Source organism: Streptomyces sp. NPDC050625 (assembly GCF_040654755.1).
Lineage (GTDB): Bacteria > Actinomycetota > Actinomycetes > Streptomycetales > Streptomycetaceae > Streptomyces.
Window position 1 is genome coordinate 65,768 of record NZ_JBFAIQ010000005.1, and the last position, 20,615, is coordinate 86,382.

Consider the following 20,615-nt stretch of genomic DNA (forward strand, 5'->3'; position numbering starts at 1 on the left):
AATCATGCTCCTTGGGCATGGGACGAAGTCTCTGCGGCCGGGCTCGAAGGGGGCTCGGAAGGGAGCTTCCCGACGATGGCCGGTTCGGCGGCGGAGGGTCCGCCCCTGCGTGCGCGCCAGGCGCCGCGCAGCATTTCGTGCCACCGCGGGCGCTTGCGCGGCGGAACATGGTCCACACCGCCGAGCGACCACGGATTGCACCGGAGGATGCGCCAGGCGGTGAGTGCCGTCCCCTTGATCGCACCGTGCCGGTCGATGGCCGTGTAGCCGTAGTGGGAGCACGACGGGTAGTACTTGCACACCGGGCCTAGCAGCGGACTGATCGTCCATTGGTACAGCTTGATCAGGGCCAGCAGTGGGTACTTCATCGCGCGCCCCCTCCCAGCAGCCGTTGAAGGGCGGCATCCAGGTCTCGGGCCAGCTGTGCATGGTCTGCGTCACCCGCTCCGGGCAGCGCTCGTACGACTACCAGGCTACCGGGGGGAAACAGGGCGACTCGGTCACGCATCAGATGGCGAAGTCTGCGCTTCACTGTGTTGCGTACGACCGCGCCACCCACTGCCTTGCTCACGACGAAACCCGCACGCGTCGGGGGAGCGCTCTCCCCAGGCGCGTGCGGGTCCGTGGCACCGCTACGAAGGTGGACGACGAGAAGCGGGCGTCCAGCCCGACGACCCCGTCGTACCGCGGTCGCGAAGTCCTCGCGCCGCCTCAGCCGGTTCTCGGTGGGCAGCACGACGTCATGACCTGATCGGGATCAGGCGGACAGACGGGCGCGACCCTTGCTACGGCGGGACGCGAGAATCGCGCGGCCGGCACGGGTGCGCATACGCAGCCGGAAGCCGTGGGTCTTCGCGCGACGACGGTTGTTCGGCTGGAAGGTGCGCTTGCTCACTCGGGGGCTCCAGTAAAAATCGGGTAGTTGCGGGGTGCCGTCCTGGCTGTCACCGTGCGCCCACGAGAAGCTCGCGTTACGCCCGAGTGCACCGCTTTCCGATCACCTTCAGTGACCTGTGCCCATCGGAGGCAGGCGGCAGCAGCCATCGACAACTCGACCTGGTTACGGTACGCGGGGCTGCGCCATCCGGTCAAACCAGGGGTCACGGAGAGACACTGTCCACAGGCTGGGGACAACAACTTGAACCGCACGGGCCGCGCTGACTACCGTGACTGAACTCCGATTCGTTCCTTTATCCCCGGCCGAGCGGGTTCCTCCCGCCCGCCCACCCGATCTGCATCCCGACCCGTCCTCGAACCACACGTTCGTGGGACCTGTGAGAGAGCGTGCCCTGTGGCTGACGTACCTGCCGATCTTGCCGCAGTGTGGCCACGAGTACTGGAGCAGCTCCTCGGTGAGGGCCGCGGTCAGGGTGTCGAGGCGAAGGACGAGCACTGGATCCGGCGCTGCCAGCCCCTCGCGCTGGTCGCGGACACCGCCCTGCTCGCCGTACCGAACGAATTCGCGAAGGGCGTACTGGAGGGCCGTCTCGCCCCGATCGTCAGCGAGACCCTGAGCCGCGAGTGCGGCCGTCCGATCCGCATCGCGATCACCGTCGACGACTCCGCGGGCGAGCCCCCGGCCCCGCCGGCGCCCCCCGCCCAGCCGCAGTCCCGCTACGAGGAGCCGGAGCTGCCCGGCGGGCAGTACGACGGCTACGGCCGCCACCGCGGCGACCAGCGGCAGGGCGGCGACCAGGCGCCGAGCCCGGACCAGCTGCCGACCGCCCGCCCCGCCTATCCGTCCGAGTACCAGCGCCCCGAACCCGGCGCCTGGCCGCGCCCCGCCCAGGACGAGTACAGCTGGCAGCAGCCGCGGCTCGGCTTCCCGGAGCGGGACCCCTACGCCTCGCCGTCCCAGGACTCCTACGGGCCGCCGTCACGCGACTCCTACGGCCCGCCGGCGCAGGACTACGGCTCGCAGGACGCGTACGGCCCGGGCCAGGACGCCTATGGCCCGGCCAAGGACGCGTACGGCTCGCCGTCCCAGGACTACCGCCCGCAGTCGATGGAGCGCCCTTCCTACGACCAGCAGCGCTCCGACTACGACCCGTCACGCGTCGACTACGACCAGCGCGACGCCGCCCGCCGCGACCTGCCCGAGCCGTCCGGCTCCGGTCAGGCGCACCGCGGCGGTCCGGGCGGCACCGGACGGCCGGCGACCGGTGCTCCCGGCCCGCTGGCCGCGAAGCCCGCGCCGGCGACCGGTCCGGGCGAGCCGACCGCACGGCTGAACCCGAAGTACCTCTTCGACACGTTCGTCATCGGTGCCTCGAACCGCTTCGCGCACGCGGCCGCGGTCGCCGTCGCCGAGGCGCCCGCGAAGGCGTACAACCCTCTGTTCATCTACGGGGAGTCGGGACTCGGCAAGACGCACCTGCTGCACGCGATCGGGCACTACGCGCGCAGCCTGTACCCGGGCACGCGCGTGCGCTATGTGAGCTCCGAGGAGTTCACCAACGAGTTCATCAACTCCATCCGCGACGGCAAGGGCGACAGTTTCCGCAAGCGCTACCGCGAGATGGACATCCTGCTCGTCGACGACATCCAGTTCCTGGCGGACAAGGAGTCGACGCAGGAGGAGTTCTTCCACACCTTCAACACGCTCCACAACGCGAACAAGCAGATCGTGCTGTCCTCCGACCGGCCGCCCAAGCAGCTGGTCACGCTGGAGGACCGGCTGCGGAACCGGTTCGAGTGGGGTCTGATCACCGACGTCCAGCCGCCCGAGCTGGAGACGCGCATCGCGATCCTCCGCAAGAAGGCGGTGCAGGAGCAGCTGAACGCCCCGCCGGAGGTGCTGGAGTTCATCGCCTCCCGCATCTCGCGCAACATCCGCGAGCTGGAGGGCGCGCTGATCCGGGTGACCGCGTTCGCGTCGCTCAACCGGCAGCCGGTGGACCTGGGCCTGACGGAGATCGTCCTCAAGGACCTGATCCCGGGCGGCGAGGACTCGGCGCCGGAGATCACGGCGACGGCCATCATGGGGGCGACGGCCGACTACTTCGGCCTCACGGTCGAGGACCTGTGCGGCACCTCGCGCGGCCGCGCCCTGGTCACCGCGCGCCAGATCGCCATGTATCTGTGCCGTGAGCTCACCGACCTGTCGCTGCCGAAGATCGGCGCCCAGTTCGGCGGCCGCGACCACACGACCGTGATGCACGCCGACCGCAAGATCCGCGCGCTGATGGCCGAGCGGCGCTCCATCTACAACCAGGTCACGGAGCTGACCAACCGCATCAAGAACGGCTGACCGCCACGCCCCTCATGCGCTGAAGGCGCCCCCGGGAGGACATCCGGGGGCGCCTTTCGTCGTTCCGGCACGGCCACGACCGTCACCGGGCAGCAACCCGATGTTCGATTACCAGCCGGGTTACGGCCGCTCTCCACAGATTCGGTGACTTTCTTCCGTCCACATCCTGGGGACTGTGGAGTTGTCCAGATCGTGTCCACAGGGAACCCTGTTGAAAGACCATCAGACCAGGTCACCTGGCTGTGGATTGGTGGACGAAGGATCTCCACAGACTGTGGACGAAGGAAAGATCCACAGGCTGTGCACGGAGTTGTCCACCGGCAGCCCACAGGCTGGGGCCGGTTGTCCCCAGCGATCCCCGGCTTCTCCACATGGCTGTCCACTGTTCGGCAACGCGGCGCACCCGATCACCGCGTCGAGTGAAAGGCGTCACATCAAGGTGCCGGATTGGGGTGTGGGAAACGTGGGTAAATCTGGGGACGCAGCTGGGGAGAACTGCCCTCGGGCTGTGGGCGGTGTGTGCAGAACTTCCTGTTCTCCACAGAGACGCCTGGTTGTCCACTGCCGTCACCCACAGGACCGGTGGACAAAATTTCCGCGCTGAGCTGGGCAAACGTGGTTATCCACGGTATCCACAGGCCCTACTACTACTCCCGACTAGAGAGAGTGCGGAATCCGTTTCGAAGCGGGGCCTGTGCACAACTCGCCGTTTCGAGCCCGGCTGCCCCTCGGCACGACTTGACCCCGACGGGCACCTACTGTCAGTGCCGTGCGTCAGACTGGTCCCCGGTGTTCTTCCCGTCGCAGTGGGCGGTGACACCGAGTCGTAGGGCTCAGTAGCAACAGCAGGAGGCGGCTTACGGTGAAGATCCGGGTGGAACGCGACGTACTCGCGGAGGCAGTGGCCTGGGCGGCACGCAGCCTTCCGGCCCGTCCGCCGGCGCCTGTCCTCGCCGGCCTTCTCCTGAGGGCCGAGGACGGACAGCTGAGCCTGTCCAGCTTCGACTACGAGGTCTCCGCCCGGGTGTCCGTCGAGGCCGAGGTCGAGGAGGAGGGCACCGTCCTCGTCTCCGGCCGGCTGCTCGCCGACATCTCCCGCGCCCTCCCCAACCGTCCGGTGGAGATTTCCACAGACGGTGTACGGGCGACGGTGGTCTGCGGCTCCTCGCGCTTCACACTCCACACCCTGCCTGTGGAGGAGTACCCGTCCCTGCCCCAGATGCCGAACGCGACGGGCACGGTCCCCGGCGAGGTCTTCGCCTCCGCCGTCCAGCAGGTCGCCATCGCCGCGGGCCGCGACGACACGCTGCCCGTCCTCACCGGTGTGCGCATCGAGATCGAGGGCGACACGGTCACCCTGGCCTCCACCGACCGCTACCGTTTCGCGGTCCGTGAGTTCCTGTGGAAGCCGGAGAACCCGGACGCCTCGGCGGTCGCCCTGGTGCCCGCCAAGACGCTCCTGGACACCGCCAAGGCGCTCACCAGCGGCGACAGCGTGATCCTGGCGCTGTCCGGCTCGGGCGCGGGCGAGGGTCTGATCGGCTTCGAGGGCGCCGGACGCCGGACCACCACCCGCCTCCTGGAGGGCGACCTCCCGAAGTACCGCACGCTGTTCCCGACCGAGTTCAACAGCATCGCCGTGATCGAGACCGCCCCCTTCGTGGAGGCCGTCAAGCGCGTCGCCCTGGTCGCCGAGCGCAACACCCCGGTGCGGCTCAGCTTCGAGCAGGGCGTGCTCATCCTGGAGGCCGGCTCCAGCGACGACGCACAGGCTGTGGAAAGGGTCGACGCGCAGCTGGACGGCGACGACATCTCGATCGCCTTCAACCCGACCTTCCTGCTCGACGGTCTGAGCGCCATCGACTCGCCGGTGGCGCAGCTGTCGTTCACGACGTCCACGAAGCCCGCGCTGCTCAGCGGCAAGCCGGCGGTGGACGCCGAGGCGGACGAGGCCTACAAGTACCTGATCATGCCGGTGCGCCTCAGCGGCTGAGCGGGCCCGCCCACCGGTCACCGCCCCGTCGGACGAAGCCGCAGGTGAGGGCATACGTATGAGCGCGTATGCCCACAGATGTGCGTGAGAGTCCGGGTTTAGGCTCGGACGTGGGTACGAAGGTGCCCCACACGTCACAGAGCAACCTAAGGATCAACTGATGGACCTCGGTCTCGTCGGCCTCGGCAAGATGGGCGGCAACATGCGCGAGCGGATTCGCCGCGCGGGCCACACCGTCATCGGATACGACCGCAACGCGGACCTCGCGGATGTCCACAGCCTGGAAGAGCTTGTGGGCAAGCTCCCCGGCCCGCGGGTGGTCTGGGTGATGGTCCCGGCCGGCGAGCCCACCCAGAGCACGATCGACCGGCTCGCCGAGCTCCTGGAGCCCGGCGACGTGGTCGTGGACGGCGGCAACTCCCGCTGGACGGACGACGAGCGGCACGCCGAGGAGCTGGCCGCCAAGGGCATCGGCTTCGTCGACTGCGGTGTCTCCGGCGGCGTCTGGGGCCTGGAGAACGGCTATGCGCTGATGTACGGCGGCGACGCCGAGAACGTCGCCAAGGTGCAGCCGGTCTTCGACGCGCTCAGGCCCGAGGGCGACTTCGGCGCGGTGCACGCGGGCAAGGTCGGCGCGGGCCACTTCGCGAAGATGGTCCACAACGGCATCGAGTACGCGATGATGCAGGCCTACGCCGAGGGCTGGGAGCTCCTGGAGAAGGTCGACTCCGTGACCGACGTCCGTGAGGTCTTCCGCTCCTGGCAGGAGGGCACGGTCATCCGCTCCTGGCTGCTGGACCTCGCGGTCAACGCCCTCGACGAGGACGAGCACCTGACCGAGCTGAAGGGTTATGCACAGGACTCCGGCGAGGGCCGGTGGACCGTGGAGGCCGCCATAGACAACGCGGTGCCGCTTCCCGCGATCACCGCCTCGCTGTTCGCGCGGTTCGCCTCCCGCCAGGAGGACTCGCCGCAGATGAAGATGATCGCCGCGCTGCGCAACCAGTTCGGCGGCCACGCCGTAGAGAAGAAGTAATCCACAGGGTCGCCCCGCGATCCACAACCTTGGGGGAGGTCGGCGAACGACCATGCACGTCACGCATCTGTCGCTGGCCGACTTCCGCTCGTACGCCCGGGTCGAGGTCCCGCTGGACCCGGGCGTCACCGCCTTCGTCGGCCCCAACGGGCAGGGGAAGACGAACCTCGTCGAGGCCATCGGCTATCTCGCCACCCTCGGCAGCCACCGGGTCGCCTCCGACGCCCCCCTGGTCCGCATGGGCGCCGACCGCGCGATCATCCGGGCGCAGGTCCGACAGGGCGAGCGGCAGCAGCTGGTCGAGCTCGAGCTGAACCCGGGCAAGGCCAACCGCGCCCGTATCAACAGGTCCTCGCAGGTCAGGCCCCGTGATGTGCTCGGGATCGTACGGACCGTGCTGTTCGCGCCCGAGGATCTCGCCCTGGTCAAGGGTGACCCCGGTGAGCGGCGGCGCTTCCTCGACGAGCTGATCACCGCCCGCTCGCCGCGCATGGCGGGCGTGCGCTCCGACTACGAGCGGGTCCTCAAGCAGCGCAACACGCTTCTGAAGTCGGCCGCGCTGGCCCGCCGGCACGGCGGCCGTTCCATGGACCTGTCCACGCTCGACGTGTGGGACCAGCACCTGGCGCGCGCGGGCGCCGAGCTGCTCGCCCAGCGCCTCGATCTGATCGCCGCGATCCATCCGCTGACCGACAAGGCGTACGAGCAGCTGGCCCCCGGTGGCGGTCCCGTCGCCCTGGAGTACAAGCCGTCCGCCCCCGGCGAGGCCCACACGCGCGAGGACCTCTGCGCCCAGCTGATGGAAGCCCTGGCCGAGGCCCGCAAGCAGGAGATCGAGCGGGGTGTGACGCTCGTGGGCCCCCACCGTGACGATGTGATCCTCAGACTCGGCCAGCTGCCCGCCAAGGGGTACGCCTCCCACGGCGAGTCCTGGTCCTGTGCGCTGGCGCTGCGCCTGGCGTCGTACGACCTTCTGCGCGCGGAGGGCAATGAGCCGGTGCTGATCCTCGACGACGTGTTCGCCGAGCTGGACGCCCGGCGCCGGGAGCGGCTGGCCGAGCTGGTTGCGCCCGGTGAGCAGGTCCTGGTGACCGCCGCGGTCGACGACGACGTGCCGCACGTCCTGGCGGGGGCGCGGTACACCGTGGCCGAGGGGACGGTGGAGCGCGTATGAGCACCGACGAACCCACCCCCCAGGGCCGCGGGAAGGCGCCCGAGCCCTCCGGGGTCGACCTGGCGCGCGTGGCGTTGCGCGCCGCCAAGGAGCAGGCACGCGCGCGTGGCGCCGCGGCGCAGGAGAAGAAGCAGGCGCGGCGCGGTGGCCTGCGCTCCGGCGCGCGCGCCGACGGCCGCGACCCGATGGCGCTCGGTGCCGCGATCAACCGGCTGATCAACGAGCGCGGCTGGGAGACCCCGGCCGCGGTGGGCGGGGTCATGGGCCGCTGGCCGCAGATCGTCGGCGAGGACCTGGCCAAGCACTGCGTACCGCAGCGGTACGACGAGGACGAGCGCGTCCTGAGCGTGCAGTGCGACTCCACGGCGTGGGCGACCCAGCTGCGGCTGCTCGCCCCGACGCTGGTCGCCCGGCTCAACGAGGACCTCGGCCACGGCACGGTGAAGCTGATCAAGGTGAACGGCCCCGGCGGTCCCGTCCGCCGCTACGGCTCCTTGCGTGCCCCGGGGAGCACGGGCCCCGGTGACACCTACGGGTGACATACCTCACGTGGCGGTGCCGTGGCGCGGTCCGCTCGTACACCGGCGCGCCGTCTTGTCGTACAACCGCACGCTGTTGCGAATCCCGACCTGACCCCGGAGTAGCAAAGGGTTGACAGCCGGAAGCGCTGAGTGCCTCCGTGAGCCTCTTGGAGCCCCCTTCCACATATCGGGACCCGGCCGAGACCGGTTCAGGGCGGCACATGGGGACTCAGGTACCGGCAAACCCCCATCACTGTCGGCGCTACCGGTAGACTGGAAGCCAATCCCGCCCCAGTCGTGGGGACGTCCGGGAAAAGCTGAGCAACGCTGAACAAGGCTTACCACCGCAACATGCCGCAGCCGCTCCGGCAACCTCCCCCAAAGGGGGCGCCCCCAGGAGCCCGGCTCGTGCTGTGCCAGTGCCAGAAAGGGCGCTTCGTGGCCGATTCCGGCAACCCCAACGAGAACATCCCGTCCACCGACGCAGGCGCGAACGGTGAGGTCACCGCCTCGTACGACGCCAGCGCCATCACCGTGCTCGAAGGGCTGGACGCGGTCCGCAAGCGACCCGGTATGTACATCGGCTCCACCGGCGAGCGCGGCCTGCACCACCTGGTGTACGAGGTCGTCGACAACTCGGTCGACGAGGCGCTCGCCGGTCATGCGGACACCATCGACGTCACGATCCTGGCCGACGGCGGTGTGCGTGTCGTCGACAACGGCCGTGGCATCCCGGTGGGCATCGTCCCCTCCGAGGGGAAGCCGGCCCTTGAGGTCGTCCTGACGGTGCTGCACGCGGGCGGCAAGTTCGGCGGCGGCGGCTACGCCGTCTCCGGCGGTCTGCACGGTGTCGGCGTCTCCGTCGTGAACGCCCTGTCCAGCAAGGTGTCGGTGGAGGTCAAGACCGACGGCCACCGCTTCACCCAGGACTACAAGATGGGTGTCCCGACGGCGCCGCTGGCCGAGCACGAGGAGACGGACGAGCACGGCACGTCGGTCACCTTCTGGGCCGACTCGGACATCTTCGAGACCACCGAGTACTCCTTCGAGACGCTCTCGCGGCGCTTCCAGGAGATGGCGTTCCTCAACAAGGGCCTGACCATCAGGCTCACGGACGAGCGCGAGTCGGCGAAGGCCACGGCCGGTGCGGACGAGGCGGGTGCGGACGAGAAGGACGAGGTCAAGACCGTCACGTACCGCTATGAGGGCGGCATCGTCGACTTCGTGAAGTACCTCAACTCCCGCAAGGGAGACGTGGTGCACGCCACCGTCATCGACCTGGAGGCCGAGGACAGGGACAAGAGCCTGTCCCTAGAGGTCGCGATGCAGTGGAACAGCGGCTACAGCGAGGGCGTGTACTCCTTCGCGAACATCATCCACACCCACGAGGGCGGTACGCACGAAGAGGGCTTCCGTGCCGCGCTGACCTCGCTGATCAACAAGTACGCGCGCGACAAGAAGCTGCTGCGCGAGAAGGACGACAACCTCACCGGTGACGACATCCGTGAGGGTCTGACCGCGATCATCTCGGTGAAGCTGAGCGAGCCCCAGTTCGAGGGCCAGACCAAGACCAAGCTGGGCAACACGGAGGCGAAGACCTTCGTCCAGAAGGCGGTCTACGAGCACCTCAACGACTGGCTGGACCGCAACCCGAACGAGGCCGCGGACATCGTCCGCAAGGGCATCCAGGCGGCCACCGCGCGTGTGGCGGCCCGCAAGGCCCGCGACCTCACGCGGCGCAAGGGCCTGCTGGAGTCGGCGTCCCTGCCGGGCAAGCTCTCCGACTGCCAGTCGAACGACCCCACCAAGTGCGAGATCTTCATCGTCGAGGGCGACTCGGCCGGCGGCTCGGCCAAGTCCGGCCGCAACCCGCAGTACCAGGCGATCCTCCCGATCCGCGGCAAGATCCTCAACGTGGAGAAGGCGCGGATCGACAAGATCCTGCAGAACCAGGAGATCCAGGCGCTGATCTCGGCCTTCGGCACGGGCGTGCACGAGGACTTCGACATCGAGAAGCTCCGCTATCACAAGATCATCCTGATGGCGGACGCCGACGTCGACGGCCAGCACATCAACACCCTGCTGCTGACCTTCCTGTTCCGCTTCATGCGGCCGCTGGTCGAGGCCGGGCACGTGTTCCTGTCCCGTCCCCCGCTCTACAAGATCAAGTGGGGCCGGGACGAGGTCGAGTACGCGTACTCCGACCGTGAGCGCGACGCCCTGCTGGAGCTGGGCCGTCAGCGCGGCAAGCGCGTCCGGGAGGACTCGATCCAGCGCTTCAAGGGTCTCGGCGAGATGAACGCCGAGGAACTGCGCGTGACCACCATGGACATCGAGCACCGCGTCCTCGGCCAGGTCACCCTCGACGACGCCGCCCAGGCGGACGATCTCTTCTCGGTCCTCATGGGCGAGGACGTCGAGGCCCGCCGCGCCTTCATCCAGCGCAACGCCAAGGACGTCCGCTTCCTCGACATCTGAGTCGGTCTCAGCTGACCGCACCAGGAAGGATCTTCACCAGCAATGGCCGACGAGAACACTCCTGTCACCCCTGAAGAGAACGGCGAGGCGACCGTCCGCGTCGAGCCCGTCGGGCTCGAGACGGAGATGCAGCGCTCGTACCTCGACTACGCGATGTCCGTCATCGTGTCCCGCGCGCTGCCCGACGTCCGTGACGGTCTCAAGCCCGTCCACCGCCGTGTCCTGTACGCCATGTACGACGGGGGCTACCGCCCCGAGCGCGGCTTCTACAAGTGCGCCCGTGTCGTCGGCGACGTCATGGGCAACTACCACCCGCACGGCGACAGCTCCATCTACGACGCGCTGGTCCGCCTCGCCCAGCCGTGGGCGATGCGGATGCCGCTCGTCGACTCCAACGGCAACTTCGGCTCCCCGGGCAACGACCCGGCGGCCGCCATGCGCTACACCGAGTGCAAGATGGCGCCGCTGTCGATGGAGATGGTCCGCGACATCGACGAGGAGACCGTCGACTTCACGGACAACTACGACGGCCGCTCCCAGGAGCCGACCGTCCTGCCCGCCCGCTTCCCGAACCTGCTGATCAACGGCTCGGCCGGGATCGCGGTCGGCATGGCGACCAACATCCCGCCGCACAACCTGCGCGAGGTCGCGGCCGGCGCCCAGTGGTGCCTGGAGAACCCGGAGGCCTCGCACGAGGAGCTCCTGGACGCGCTCGTCGAGCGCATCAAGGGCCCGGACTTCCCGACCGGCGCGCTCGTCGTCGGCCGCAAGGGGATCGAGGAGGCCTACCGCACGGGCCGCGGCTCGATCACCATGCGCGCGGTCGTCGAGGTCGAGGAGATCCAGAACCGCCAGTGCCTGGTGGTGACGGAGCTGCCGTACCAGGTGAACCCGGACAACCTGGCGCAGAAGATCGCCGACCTGGTGAAGGACGGCAAGATCGGCGGCATCGCCGACGTCCGTGACGAGACCTCCTCGCGCACGGGCCAGCGCCTGGTCATCGTGCTGAAGCGGGACGCGGTCGCCAAGGTCGTGCTGAACAACCTCTACAAGCACACCGACCTGCAGACGAACTTCGGCGCCAACATGCTGGCACTGGTCGACGGCGTGCCGCGCACCCTGTCCCTGGACGCGTTCATCCGCCACTGGGTGACGCACCAGATCGAGGTCATCGTCCGCCGTACGCGCTTCAGGCTGCGCAAGGCCGAGGAGCGGGCGCACATCCTGCGCGGTCTGCTGAAGGCCCTGGACGCCATCGACGAGGTCATCGCCCTGATCCGGGGCAGTGAGACCGTCGAGGTCGCGCGCACGGGCCTGATGGCTCTCCTGGAGATCGACGAGATCCAGGCGAACGCCATCCTCGAGATGCAGCTGCGCCGGCTGGCCGCCCTGGAGCGTCAGAAGATCGTCCAGGAGCACGACGAGCTCCAGGCGAAGATCAACGAGTACAACCAGATCCTCGCCTCCCCGGTCCGCCAGCGGGGCATCGTCAGCGAGGAGCTGGCGGCGATCGTCGAGAAGTTCGGCGAGGACCGCAAGACCATGCTGGTGCCCTACGACGGTGACATGTCCATCGAGGACCTGATCGCCGAGGAGGACATCGTCGTCACCGTCTCGCGCGGCGGTTACGTCAAGCGGACCAAGACGGACGACTACCGGGCGCAGAAGCGCGGCGGCAAGGGCGTTCGCGGCACGAAGCTGAAGGAAGACGACATCGTCGACCACTTCTTCGTCTCGACCACGCACCACTGGCTGCTGTTCTTCACCAACAAGGGCCGGGTGTACCGGGCGAAGGCTTACGAGCTTCCGGACGCCGGCCGTGACGCGCGTGGGCAGCACGTTGCGAACCTGCTGGCCTTCCAGCCGGACGAGGCGATCGCCGAGATCCTCGCGATCCGTGACTACGAGGCGGCCCCCTACCTGGTGCTGGCCACCAAGGCGGGCCTGGTCAAGAAGACCCCGCTGAAGGACTACGACTCCCCGCGCTCGGGTGGTGTGATCGCCATCAACCTGCGGGAGCGGGAGGACGGATCCGACGACGAACTGATCGGGGCCGAGCTCGTTTCGGCCGATGACGATCTGCTGCTGATCAGCAAGAAGGCGCAGTCGATCAGATTCACCGCTACGGACGAGTCGCTGCGGCCGATGGGCCGTGCCACCTCGGGTGTCAAGGGCATGAGTTTCCGCGAGGGCGATGAACTCTTGTCGATGAATGTTGTTCGACCCGGTACGTTCGTGTTCACTGCCACGGACGGCGGGTACGCGAAGCGGACCGTCGTCGACGAGTACCGCGTCCAGGGTCGCGGCGGCCTCGGCATCAAGGCCGCCAAGATCGTGGAGGACCGTGGATCGCTCGTCGGCGCGCTGGTGGTCGAGGAGACCGACGAGATCCTCGCCATCACGCTGTCCGGCGGTGTGATTCGTACGCGAGTCAACGAGGTCAGGGAGACGGGCCGTGACACCATGGGCGTCCAACTGATCAACCTGGGCAAGCGCGATGCCGTGGTCGGTATCGCTCGAAACGCCGAGGCGGGGCGTGAGGCGGAGGAGGTCGACGGCGAGGATGTCGTGGACGAGACCGCCGAGGGTGCCGCGGTCACCGGCACGGACGAGGGTGAGGCGCCCTCGGCCGAGTAGCACGAGGAGTGAGTCAGCGTGAGCGGAGCCACGGGCGCCGGTCCGGTCGGTAGCTCGACCGGGACCTCTGCCGGTAAGCACGACGACGGCGGCGGCCGTGGCTCCGCCACGAACGCGGGCACCCCGACGGACCCGCACACGACCAATCTCAAGCCGGTCAAGTCCTCCGGGACCGACTCGCACTCGCCCGACACTCATGGATCCCAGGGGGGAACTGTGACGGACACCCGAGGCCCGCAGACCCAGCAGTACGCGGCTGGAGCGGGCCCGGCCGCTCCGGGCGCCCAGCCCCCGGCCGCCGCCGCCGAGGCGCAGGCCGCTTCGCCGCTGCCCGGTGAGCGCCGGCAGCAGCAGCCCTCCGGGCCCTACCACCCGCCGCAGGCCTACCCGGCGCAGGCTCCGGCAGGAGCCGTACGCCGGGCGCGCACCGGCGCGCGCACCACGCCCCGCACCCGCAAGGCGCGGCTGCGCGTGGCCAAGGCCGACCCGTGGTCGGTGATGAAGGTCAGCTTCCTGCTCTCCATCGCGCTGGGCATCTGCACGATCGTCGCGTCCGCCGTGCTGTGGATGGTCATGAACGCGATGGGTGTGTTCTCGACGGTCGGCGGCACCATCTCGGAGGCGACCGGCTCGAACGAGGCCAACGGCTTCGACCTGCAGGCCTTCCTGTCCCTCCCGCACGTCCTGATGTTCGCGACGATCATCGCGGTGATCGATGTCGTCCTCGCGACGGCCTTGGCCACCCTCGGCGCGTTCATCTACAACCTCTCCGCGGGCTTCGTCGGCGGTGTCGAACTGACGCTGGCCGAGGACGAGTGACCGGCGGACAAACGTTCGCTGACGGTCCTCCGACAACCGATTTTGGGACTGCCCCGGTCGTGCGCTAATCTTCAGGAGTCAGCGCGCGGGACACACACCGCAGAGCGCGGCGGGGCTATAGCTCAGTTGGTTAGAGCGCATCCCTGATAAGGATGAGGCCACAGGTTCAAATCCTGTTAGCCCCACCAGCATGAAGACCCCCGGCCCAGCAGGGCCGGGGGTCTTCATGCTGGTGGGGCAGGTCGGGTTCGGGGGCGCGCGGCAACGCCCGCCGGCGCACGAAAACGCCCGACCGCTGGCGACGGGGGATGCACCAGCGATCGGGCTGTGGCCAACAGTAACAAGGGTGTCGGCGCCGTGGGAGCCGACTGCTCGGCTGCACCGAGCAGTTGTGATCGGGATCACGCAAGCGCTGTCTGAAACGGTCGGTGACGTCACCGGTCGCAGGGGGGCTCGTACGAGAGCCGGGGCAGGTACTCGTGCCACTTGTCCGGGGTCAGGACGCCCCGGGTGATCGAGCAGATGTGGCCGATCGCCTCGTCCACGTCGAGCTTCCACAGCCGCACGGTGTCGGCGCCGCTCGACACCCCGAGCATGTGGCTGTTGGGGCTGAACGACAGGAAGTTGCCCGTCTTGGCGTTGGGGCTCATCGACTGGCCGATGGCGGAGGCCGAGGAGGGGCGGGTGACGTTCCACAGCCGGACCGTGTCGTCGTTGCCGCCGCTCGCCAGCGTGCGGCCGTCCTGGCTGAACGTCAGCGACACGACCGCCTCGGTGTGGCCGCTGAGGACGGGGCCGAGGACGGTGGCGTGACGCGGGTCGGCGACGTTCCACAGCCGGACCGTGCCGTCGTCGCTGCCGCTGGCCAGTGTGTGGCCGTCGGGGCTGTAGGCGAGCGCGTTGACCGGTCCCAGGTGCTCCTTGAGGACGGGGCCGAGGACGGTGGCGTGACGCGGGTCGGTCACGTTCCACAGGCGGACCGTCGTGTCGGCGCTGCCGCTGGCGAGGGTGCGGCCGTCCGGGCTGAAGACGAGGGTGTTGACGTATCCGGTGTGGCCGGTGAGGAGCTTGCCCAGGCGCCGCGGGCGGGCCGGGTCGGTGATGTCCAGCAGCTGGATGGTCCGGTCGTCGTAGTCGGCGGCCAGGGTGTGCCCGTCGGGGCTGATGGCCAGCGCGTCGGCGCCCGCGAACCGGGTGCGCAGCGCGAGGGGCCGGCCGTGGGAGACGGGACGGCCGGGGTCGGCGACGTTCCACAGCTGCACCGTGTTGCCGGTCCCGGTCAGCACGGCGAGCGTGCGGCCGTCGGGGGAGAACACCAGCGACCGCAGGTCCCGCTCCCCGGTCGTGAAGGGCTCGCTCAGCAGGACGGGCCGGCCGGGGGTCTGCACGTTCCACAGCCGTACCCGCCCGTCGCGCGCGGCCGTGGCGAGCACCCGCCCGTCCGGGCGGTACGCCCCGATCCGGCCGATCATGTCCGAGGAAGGGATCGACCACAGCCGCACCTTGTTGTCGCCGCTGCCGGTGGCCAGGGTCCGCCCGTCGGGGCTGAAGCCCACGGCGTACATCTCGCCGCTGCTGCCCGCGAGGGGCTCGCCGACCTGGGACGGGTAGGCCGGATTGCGGACGTTCCACAGGCTCGCCGTGCTGTCGGCGCTGCCGGCGGCGAGCATGGTGCCGTCCGGGCTGAAGGCCACCGACCAGATGGGACCGGTGTGGCCGGTGAGCGGCGCGCCGAGCTGTCGCGTACGGCGCGGCGAGCTCACGTTCCACAGCCGGATGGTGTTGTCCGCGCTGCCGGAGGCGAGGGTGCGGCCGTCGGGGCTGAAGGCCACCGAGTGCACCGTGGAGGTGTGGCCGGTGAGCGGGGTGCCGAGCGGCGCCGGACGGCGTGGGTCGGCGGTGTTCCACAGCAGGATCGTGTTGTCGTCGCCCCCGGCCGCCAGCGTGTGCCCGTCGGGGCTGAAGGCCACGGAGCGCACGGCGCCGGTGTGGCCGGTCAGGGTGGAGAGCGCGGCCGGCCGGGCCGGGGCGTGTACGTCCCACAGGCGCACGGTGCGGTCTTCGTCCGCGGCGGCCAGGGTGCGGCCGTCCGGGCTGAAGGCGAGCAGGTAAATCGTGCCGTCGTGGCCGGTCAGGGGCTTGCCGAGGGCGCGTGGACGGGCGGGATCCCGTACGTCCCACAGCCGGATCGTCCCGTCGTCGGAGGCGCTGGCGAGGGTGTGGCCGTCGGGGCTGAAGACCGCGGTGCTCACCCAGCTGGTGTGGCCGGTGAGGGGGCCCCCGAGGGGCCTCGGGCGGGTCGGGTCGGTGACGTCCCACAGCCGGACGGTCCGGTCGTAGCTGGCGGTGGCCAGGACATGGCCGTTCGGGCTGAACGTGGTGAGGTAGACGGCGCCGGTGTGGCCCAGGAGCGGGGTGGCCAGCGGGGCGTTGACGATCGAGATCAGCCGGCTGTTCGTGCCCGCGTCGTCGGGCCGCAGCCCGTGCGCCACCAGGTCGAGCTGGGCGGACAGCGAAGGGTCCGTGTACTGGACGCGGTCGGCCTCGGCGACCACCTGCTGGAACACCGCGTCGTCGCGCTGCTGGCGGGCGACCACCGCCGAGCCGACGGCCAGCACGGCCAGTACGACCAGGGCCGACACCGCGGCACGGCTGAGCCACACCGTGCGTCTGCGCAGCCGGACCGAAGCCTTCAAGAACTCCACCGCACTCCTGGTGAGGAAGGTGTCACCGGTGGACTTCACCCAGGCGTGGGCCTGCTCCAGCCGGGAACCCCGGTAGAGCAGTGACGTGTCGCGCTCGGAGCCCTCCCAGGCCCGGCCGTCCTCCTCCAGCCGCTGGCGCAGCAGATTGCCGCCCCGGTCCTCGTCGATCCAGTCGCGCAGCCGGGGCCAGGCGTGCAGCAGCGCCTCATGGGTGATCTCGACGGTCTCCGCGTCCAGGGTCACCAGCCGGGCGCGCACCAGCGCCTCAAGCGACTCCTCCGTCTTGCCGGGGTCGGTCGACTCCTGGGCCAGCTGGCGCCGGGTGCCCCGGCGACGGGTGGCCTGGGTGTCCTCGCTCAGCCGGACCAGCCGGAGCAGGAGCAGTCGCGCGGCCGTGCGGGCCGCCGGGTCGAGGCCGGACCAGGCCCGCTCGGCGGTCGCCGCCACCGCCCCCTGGATTCCGCCCGCCGCGCGGTAGCCGGCCAGTGTCAGCCGTCCCGCCTTGCGCCGCTGCCAGGTGGCGAGCAGGGCGTGGGACAGGAGCGGCAGCACGCCGGCGTCGTGCGTCCCGCGGGGTCCGTCGGCGCTCACCTCCCGGACGATCAGCTCCGCGAGCCCCGGTTCGAGTTCCACGCCGACGGCCTTGGCCGGACCCGTCACCGCCTCGCGCAGCTCCGCCGTGGTCAGCGGGCCGAGGACCATGTGCCGGTGCTGCAGCGCGTCGGCCAGCTCGGGATGGCGCAGGCACTGGTCGTAGAAGTCGGCGCGTATGCCCAGGACCACGAGCACGGGGGCCGGGTCGTCGGGGCCGTCGGGTGAGCAGGCGGTGTGCAGCAGCTGGACGAAGGCGCGCCTGCTCGTCTCGTCGGGGCAGAGGGTGAACGCCTCTTCGAACTGGTCCACGATGACGACCGGACGGGCGGCCCCGGGCGCCTCGCGCCGCGCCCATGCCGTCACGGCCTCCCGCACCGCCCGCCCGGACTCCGGGGTGCCGGGTTCCTCCTTCGAGGAGAGGACCTTCTCCAGTTCGGGGATGCGGCGGACCAGTTCCGCGAGCGGGTCGGCGCCGGGCACGAGCTGCAGGACGCCCCGGGCCGGGCCGTCCCCGTCGTCCGCCGCACCGCTTTGCAGCGCGGGCACCAGGCCGGCGTTCAGCAGGGAGGACTTTCCCGCGCCCGAGGCGCCGACGAGCACCACCACGCCGCCGGTCCGTTCGGCGGCGCGGAGCTGGGCGACCAGGGCGTCCGTGCTGCGCTCGCGGCCGAAGAACCACCGGGCGTCCTGCCTGCGGTACGAGGCGAGTCCCCGGTACGGGCACACACCGGGGACGGCCGGGGCGTCGGCCGGAGCCTGCTCCTCGTCCTCGGCGGATCCGGCGGACCGGTCGCCCACCGGGTCGGCCACCGCGCGCTCCCACAGAAGCTGCCACTGGGCCAGGTCGTACAGGCCCGCGGAGACCGGCGCGGGCTGCGCGCGCCGTGCCTGGGGGATCAGTACCTGCAGCACCGCGGCGAGGGCGGTGAACTGGGCCGGTACGTTCTTCGCCCGCCGCCAGTCGCTGATCCGCTGGGCGGACACCCGTACCGGGCGCCCTCGTTCGTCGACCCGGTGAAGCCGGTCGACCGCCTCGGCCACGCGTTTGAGGGGAGGGTTTCCCGCCTCCTTGTACAGCAGCGCGAGACGTTCCGCGAAGGCTGTGCGTGCCCCCGAGTCGGAACCCAAGGTCTCCACCCCTTACTTCCCCGCTTACTTCCCCGCGCCTGGACATCCGGACCGGAAAACCCACTTTATACGGCTGACCTGCGAGGAAGCCGGTGTCCGGACGCCACAGCCTCCTCGGCGGGGGCCTCAACTGGCAGGATTTCGCCGTAGTGGCGGGTTCCACGGACGCCGCCCGGACAGGCCACCTGCTCAGCGTTCGAAGAGACAGCTCACGACGCCGCATGTTCTCGGTCACCTTCCGCCGGACTCACCGGTCGGCGGCGTCGCTCTCGTCGTACGAGCTTGAAGGACCCGTGCAGACAGTCCCTCGTGGGCTGCGTCCCGCCGATCTCGGGTCCGGCCTCCTCCGCGTCGTTCGGCGCCGGTCCCCACGTGGGGAGGGACCGGAGCCGAACGACGCGGCACCACGGAGGCCCCGGCGGCTCCCGCTAGCGGATCCAGCCCGCGGCACGAGCGGCGGTGACCGCGTGTCCCTCCGCGTGGTCGGCCGCCTCGTTCAGGGACGGGTCCCTTCCCGCCGCCGTCCCGCCGGCCGCGACCGCGGCGGCCCGAGAGGCGGCCAGGGCCGCGCGCAGCGCCTCGACCGCCTCGGGGGTGTCGTCGTGCGACCGGGCGATCTGGGCGGCGAGCGCCGCGGCGGCCGCGGCATTGCGGGCGCACCGGGCGTCCGCCGCCGGGGAGGGTGCCCTCCCGGTGAGCGCGGAGATGGACTCCGCGGACAGACGCAGGGCGTTGGCGGCCCGTCCGACGGGGCTCCTCGGCACGATCTCGGCCGCGTCCTGCTCGATTCCGGCGTGCCGGCACAGGGCCGCGGCACGGTCGTACGCGCTCTGCGCGCGGGCGGAGTGGAGTTTCCTGAGGGCTTCCTGTGCTTCCTGTGCCTCCTGTGCGTCTCGCGGTTCAGCCATCCCTGCCTCCTCGTTCGCCGGTGTGACGCCTGACGCTGCTCGGCGGCGCGGCGCAGCGGCCACGCTCCCCTTGCCCGTCAAGTGAGTCGGTCCTAACCTATTTCTGACGGTCCGTCAGATACCGTATCGGTCAGTGAGAGGCGAGGCCATGGTCACCAGCGTCGGCGAAACCAGTGAGCTGCCGAAGGTCATCAGCGTGGACGATCATGTGATCGAGCCCGCGCACCTCTTCGAGACGTGGCTCCCGAGCAAGTACCGCGACAAGGGGCCGAAGCCGTTCACCGCGGGCATCGGCGAGCTCCAGTACATCGGCGGCAAGTACCGGTTCACCACGGACCCGGACGGCCAGATCACCGACTGGTGGGAGTACGAGGGCGGCCTCTTCCCGTACAAGCGCATCATCGCGGCCGTCGGTTTCTCCCGGGACGAGATGACGCTCGACGGCATCACCCGCGAGCAGATGCGCCGCGGCTGCTGGGACCCCAAGGCCCGGCTGGAGGACATGGACCTCAACCATGTCGAGGCCTCCCTCTGCTTCCCGACCTTCCCGCGCTTTTGCGGGCAGACCTTCGCCGAGGCCGAGGACAAGGAGGTCGCCCTCGCCTGTGTGCGCGCCTACAACGACTGGATGGTCGAGGAGTGGTGCGGTGACAGCGGCGGGCGCCTGATCCCGCTGTGTCTCATCCCCCTGTGGGACGTCCGGCTCGCCGTCGCCGAGATCCGGCGCAACGCCGCCCGTGGCGTACGGGCCGTGACCTTCAGCGAGATCCCCACCTATCTGGGCCTGCCCTCGATCCACTCCGGCTACTGGGACCCGTTCTTCGCGGCGTGCGAGGAGACGGGCACCGTGGTCAACATGCACATCGGGTCCTCGTCGCAGATGCCCGCCGCGTCGCCGGACGCTCCCCCGGCGGTCCAGGCCTCGCTGAGCTTCAACAACGCCATGGCGTCGATGATGGACTTCCTCTTCTCCGGGGTCCTGGTCAGGTTCCCGCGGCTGAAACTCGCGTACAGCGAAGGGCAGATGGGCTGGATCCCGTACGCCCTGGAACGCGCCGACGACGTGTGGGAGGAACACCGGGCCTGGGGCGGGGTCAAGGACCTGATCCCGGAGCCGCCGTCGACGTACTACTACCGGCAGATCTTCTGCTGCTTCTTCCGTGACAGGCACGGCATCGAGGCGATCGAGACCGTGGGCGTGGACAACGCGACCTTCGAGACCGACTATCCGCACGTCGACTCGACCTGGCCGGACACCAAGCGGGTGGCCCAGGAGCATGTGGGGGGCCTGCCCGCCGACGTCGCCTACAAGCTGCTGCGCGGCAACGCGATCCGGATGCTGGAGCTGCCTTTCGCATAGGCCGCGTAGGAG

Annotated in this window: 14 protein-coding genes and 1 tRNA gene; 10 read left to right on the forward strand and 5 right to left on the reverse strand. The window is 69.9% G+C overall.

Annotation, left to right across the window (positions count from 1 at the left end):
• Positions 1-2 precede the first annotated feature (2 nt).
• From yidD to rpmH, 3 genes are read right to left on the reverse strand one after another with little or no spacing between them, the layout of a single operon-like run.
• Complete coding sequence (gene yidD, locus AB0I54_RS13560; protein WP_363296141.1) at positions 3-368, reverse strand: membrane protein insertion efficiency factor YidD; 366 nt, start codon at positions 366-368, stop codon at positions 3-5.
• Positions 365-736, reverse strand: a complete 372-nt coding sequence (rnpA, locus tag AB0I54_RS13565; RefSeq protein ID WP_363296142.1) for a ribonuclease P protein component — start codon at positions 734-736, stop codon at positions 365-367. The genes yidD and rnpA overlap by 4 nt, the downstream gene beginning before the upstream one ends.
• Before the next feature lie 21 nt (positions 737-757).
• Positions 758-895 (reverse strand): 50S ribosomal protein L34, encoded by a 138-nt coding sequence (gene rpmH / locus AB0I54_RS13570; RefSeq protein WP_003956500.1) that lies wholly within the window; start codon positions 893-895, stop codon positions 758-760.
• A gap of 396 nt (positions 896-1,291) precedes the next feature.
• Between rpmH and dnaA the strand changes: the two genes are divergently transcribed.
• The 9 genes from dnaA (at position 1,292) to AB0I54_RS13615 (ending at position 14,096) form a co-directional block, all read left to right on the forward strand.
• Positions 1,292-3,250 carry a chromosomal replication initiator protein DnaA gene (dnaA, locus tag AB0I54_RS13575; protein WP_363296143.1) on the forward strand — a complete coding sequence of 653 codons (1,959 nt, stop codon included), beginning with the start codon at positions 1,292-1,294 and terminating at the stop codon, positions 3,248-3,250.
• Positions 3,251-4,112: 862 nt separating this feature from the next.
• Positions 4,113-5,243 carry a DNA polymerase III subunit beta gene (gene dnaN / locus AB0I54_RS13580; protein ID WP_363296144.1) on the forward strand — a complete coding sequence of 377 codons (1,131 nt, stop codon included), beginning with the start codon at positions 4,113-4,115 and terminating at the stop codon, positions 5,241-5,243.
• A 160-nt stretch (positions 5,244-5,403) separates the two neighbouring features.
• Entirely contained in the window at positions 5,404-6,279 is an 876-nt protein-coding gene (gene gnd / locus AB0I54_RS13585; RefSeq protein ID WP_363296145.1) for a phosphogluconate dehydrogenase (NAD(+)-dependent, decarboxylating), read from the forward strand.
• A 52-nt stretch (positions 6,280-6,331) separates the two neighbouring features.
• Positions 6,332-7,453 (forward strand): DNA replication/repair protein RecF, encoded by a 1,122-nt coding sequence (gene recF, locus AB0I54_RS13590; protein WP_363296146.1) that lies wholly within the window; start codon positions 6,332-6,334, stop codon positions 7,451-7,453.
• The gene (locus AB0I54_RS13595) at positions 7,450-7,992 is read left to right on the forward strand and encodes a DciA family protein (protein WP_363296147.1); all 543 of its coding nucleotides are present in this window, start codon (positions 7,450-7,452) and stop codon (positions 7,990-7,992) included. Before recF ends, AB0I54_RS13595 begins: the two co-directional genes overlap by 4 nt.
• A gap of 420 nt (positions 7,993-8,412) precedes the next feature.
• Positions 8,413-10,452, forward strand: coding sequence for a DNA topoisomerase (ATP-hydrolyzing) subunit B (gyrB, locus tag AB0I54_RS13600; protein WP_363296148.1), 2,040 nt, complete (start codon positions 8,413-8,415; stop codon positions 10,450-10,452).
• A 42-nt stretch (positions 10,453-10,494) separates the two neighbouring features.
• Positions 10,495-13,089: a DNA gyrase subunit A gene (gene gyrA / locus AB0I54_RS13605; protein ID WP_363296149.1), complete on the forward strand. Its 2,595-nt coding sequence runs from the start codon at positions 10,495-10,497 to the stop codon at positions 13,087-13,089.
• A gap of 18 nt (positions 13,090-13,107) precedes the next feature.
• On the forward strand, positions 13,108-13,908 hold the full coding sequence (locus tag AB0I54_RS13610; protein WP_363296150.1) for a DUF3566 domain-containing protein: 801 nt from the start codon (positions 13,108-13,110) through the stop codon (positions 13,906-13,908).
• Between the two features lie 111 nt (positions 13,909-14,019).
• Positions 14,020-14,096 (forward strand) — tRNA-Ile (locus tag AB0I54_RS13615).
• A gap of 246 nt (positions 14,097-14,342) precedes the next feature.
• Here AB0I54_RS13615 and AB0I54_RS13620 read toward each other — a convergent pair.
• Positions 14,343-18,344 (reverse strand): AAA family ATPase, encoded by a 4,002-nt coding sequence (locus tag AB0I54_RS13620; RefSeq protein ID WP_363296151.1) that lies wholly within the window; start codon positions 18,342-18,344, stop codon positions 14,343-14,345.
• 419 nt (positions 18,345-18,763) lie between these two features.
• Complete coding sequence (locus AB0I54_RS13625; RefSeq protein WP_363296152.1) at positions 18,764-19,243, reverse strand: hypothetical protein; 480 nt, start codon at positions 19,241-19,243, stop codon at positions 18,764-18,766.
• A 148-nt stretch (positions 19,244-19,391) separates the two neighbouring features.
• Here AB0I54_RS13625 and AB0I54_RS13630 point away from each other — a divergent pair, with 148 nt between their 5' ends.
• Positions 19,392-20,603: an amidohydrolase family protein gene (locus tag AB0I54_RS13630; RefSeq protein WP_363296153.1), complete on the forward strand. Its 1,212-nt coding sequence runs from the start codon at positions 19,392-19,394 to the stop codon at positions 20,601-20,603.
• Positions 20,604-20,615 lie beyond the last annotated feature (12 nt).

What these genes read in the sequence shown, in the direction of transcription:
- gnd (WP_363296145.1), top strand. Translation starts at nt 5,404, where the DNA reads ATGGACCTCGGTCTCGTCGGCCTCGGCAAGATGGGCGGCAACATGCGC.
- yidD (WP_363296141.1), bottom strand. Translation starts at nt 368, where the DNA reads ATGAAGTACCCACTGCTGGCCCTGATCAAGCTGTACCAATGGACGATC.
- gyrA (WP_363296149.1), top strand. Translation starts at nt 10,495, where the DNA reads ATGGCCGACGAGAACACTCCTGTCACCCCTGAAGAGAACGGCGAGGCG.
- AB0I54_RS13625 (WP_363296152.1), bottom strand. Translation starts at nt 19,243, where the DNA reads ATGGCTGAACCGCGAGACGCACAGGAGGCACAGGAAGCACAGGAAGCC.
- AB0I54_RS13630 (WP_363296153.1), top strand. Translation starts at nt 19,392, where the DNA reads ATGGTCACCAGCGTCGGCGAAACCAGTGAGCTGCCGAAGGTCATCAGC.
- recF (WP_363296146.1), top strand. Translation starts at nt 6,332, where the DNA reads ATGCACGTCACGCATCTGTCGCTGGCCGACTTCCGCTCGTACGCCCGG.
- AB0I54_RS13595 (WP_363296147.1), top strand. Translation starts at nt 7,450, where the DNA reads ATGAGCACCGACGAACCCACCCCCCAGGGCCGCGGGAAGGCGCCCGAG.